The organism is Mycoplasma leonicaptivi ATCC 49890 (assembly GCF_000622205.1).
Taxonomy (GTDB): domain Bacteria; phylum Bacillota_I; class Bacilli_A; order Mycoplasmatales; family Metamycoplasmataceae; genus Mycoplasmopsis; species Mycoplasmopsis leonicaptivi.
In genome coordinates this window covers 1-2,830 of the sequence record NZ_JHWE01000065.1, presented here as the reverse complement: position 1 = coordinate 2,830, position 2,830 = coordinate 1, and the positions used below count along the sequence as shown (strand labels likewise).

2 protein-coding genes and 1 pseudogene are annotated in these 2,830 nt (G+C 26.1%); all 3 read left to right on the top strand.

Annotated elements, in window-relative coordinates; translation table 4 throughout:
• Positions 1 to 886: hypothetical protein (locus BU00_RS05260; protein ID WP_027121486.1), on the top strand; the 886-nt coding region annotated here is incomplete at its 5' end.
• Positions 886 to 2,412 (top strand): MSC_0619 family F1-like ATPase alpha subunit, encoded by a 1,527-nt coding sequence (locus BU00_RS0103435; protein ID WP_027121485.1) that lies wholly within the window; start codon positions 886 to 888, stop codon positions 2,410 to 2,412. The genes BU00_RS05260 and BU00_RS0103435, both read left to right, overlap by 1 nt.
• Positions 2,412 to 2,830 (top strand): annotated as a pseudogene (locus tag BU00_RS04705) (MSC_0618 family F1-like ATPase beta subunit); the annotation flags it as partial. The gene BU00_RS0103435 and the pseudogene BU00_RS04705, both read left to right, overlap by 1 nt.

Here is a 2,830-nt window from a genome sequence, read left to right as displayed (position 1 = left end):
TTATGATGCTCTTAAAGCAGGTGAAAATCTTGATTATTCAAAAATAGAATCAAATAATGTTTCTAATGCTTTATTTAAAATAATTGATGCATCTGTTAAAACAATATATTCAAAAGATTATATTGAAAAACTTAATCAATTAATTGAAGAATATTCAGGTTATATTAATTTAGATTCACAAGATTTAGGACAAACAGAAAACTTTAAAGATGATATTATGGGTCTTACATTTGCATTTTTAAAGGCTTCTGAAATTGATTATATTCCATTTTATTTTGGTCTTACTAATTCAATTTTAGCTAATATAGATGCTGAGTCAAAATTAAAGGCTTCACAAGAAAATGTATCTAAAAAATTCGTTCCAGAAATTTTTGAAAAATTAGATTTTGATTTAGATGAATTAAATAAATTTCAATACAATCTTAAACTTGAAGCTTACAAACTAAGAACATTATCAAATCTTAATACATTTAATATTCAATTATGATACGATAGATTTACAAATGAAATTAATAATGTTTGAAATGAAAAAGCTACTGTATTGCATACATTATTAAGAAATGATCCAGAATTAAATTCTAGTGATGAAAACGTTAAAAATCAAGCATTAGCAAGATATCAAAATGCTTATAATAAAATGATAGAGTTTAACGAAGAAAAAACAAATGAAAAAAATAATTATGTAACATATATTGGTGCTGTGTTCATGTCTTTAGGAATTATAAGTACCATTATGACTTTGGTAGCCTTTGTACTACAAAAATCAGTACAAAGTCAAAATAAATTTAATACTAAGAAAATATTTAGCATTATCGCATTAACATCTACAATTATTTCTGTTGTAGGTATTGTGTTATTAATTTTAGGATTAGGAGGAATATTATAATGAATAAAAATCCAAAAATTACTTCGATTCTTGATTACATTGTTGAAGTTCAAGGTGAATTCCCTTATAAACAAAGACAGTTTTTTAAATTACAAAGTAATCAAAAAATAAAATTAATGCTTATCAATTCAACACATGATAAAGCATTCTTAATCGCTAATGATAAAGGTGAAAATCTTCGTATTGGTGATGAAATTATCTTAGAAAACGACGAAGCAAGAGTTGATACTTTTTCGCAATATTTTGGTAAAGTAATTGATGTTGCCGGAAATATAACATTACCACAAGCACAACTTTTAGCTGGTGATAGAAAACCAAAAGGAAGCAAAATCTTTGAATTAGCTCATGATTTAATGACTGTAAAAAGATTAAATGAACAATTATTTACAGGTATCATTGCAGTTGATTTATTAATCCCAATTGGTAAAGGACAACGTGAATTAATCATTGGAGATAGACAAACAGGAAAAACACATATTGCACTTAATGCTATTATTAACCAAGCAAGAAATGGTGTTAAATGTATTTATGTTGCAATCGGACAAAAACGTGAGGCTATTTCAAAAATTTATAAAACTTTATCAGAATATGATGCATTACAAAATACAATAATTATTGATGCTCCATCAACAAGTGCTTTTGAACAATATTTAGCACCATATGTTGGTATGGCTCATGCTGAAAACTTATCAAAAGAGCACGATGTTTTAATAGTATTTGATGATTTAACAAAACACGCAAATATTATTAGAGAAATTGCTCTTTTAACTGACAGACCAGTTGGAAAAGAAGCGATGCCTGGTGATACATTCTTTTCACATTCACAATTATTAGAACGTTCAGGTTCATTTAAAGATAGAAAAACAATTACAGCATTACCTATTTTACAAACTGTCGATGGTGATATTACTTCACTTGTTTCTTCAAATGTTATCTCAATTACAGATGGTCAAATTGTAACTAGTTCAGATTTATTTGCACAAGGTACTTTACCAGCTATTAATATTAACTTATCAGTTTCTCGTACAGGATCAAGTGTTCAAAGTCGTTCAGTAACAAAAGTTGCTGCTGAAATTGGAAAAATCTTTAAACAATATAAACGTCACTTAAAATTAGCAATGTTGGATTATGACTTTAATAAAGAAACATCATTACTACTTTATAAAGGTAAAACAATTGAAAAAATGTTTAACCAAAAAGGTATTTCAATATACTCACAAGAATTTGTTTTATTAATGTCTAAACTTATTTCATGGGCAACATTAAAAGGAATTTCTGATGAACAAAAAGCTCTTGAATTTATAAATGAATTTATTAGTGTGGATGAAAAAGCAGGTTCAATTTACCAAAGTATTATGAGTGATCCTTCATTCGATGATTCACTTGCAAAATCTTACTTCTCATTTGCATTAAAACAATATTCTGATTTCAACAAATTAAAATGAGATATCGAAACAGAATATGATTTCTTAGATATTGATAAAAATATATTATTAGAAATTTCACAAAAGTTAGGAGATAAATAATGACAGGTAGAATTTTAAATTTATGATCAGATGTTATAGAAATAGAATTTAGTAAAGAAAATTTACCTAAGGTTAATTATCTTTTAACATTACATGAAGGAAAAACATATTTATTAGTTAAAAGAATTTTAAGTGATACAGTTATTAGAGCGATTGTTATTTATAATTCACAAGAAATTGCAATTAACGATGTAGTAACAAATACAAACAACACTTTCTTGGTTCCAGTTGGTTTAAGTTCAAGAAACAATATTTATTCATTCCGTGGTGAACCTCTTTTAAAACAAAATGTTAAATCATTAAAATATGTACCAATGAATTCAACAATTCAAGATACAAGATTTTTAGATAAAAAAGCTGAAATAATTGAAACAGGTATTAAAGCAATTGACTTCTTTATTCCAATGGTTAAAGGATA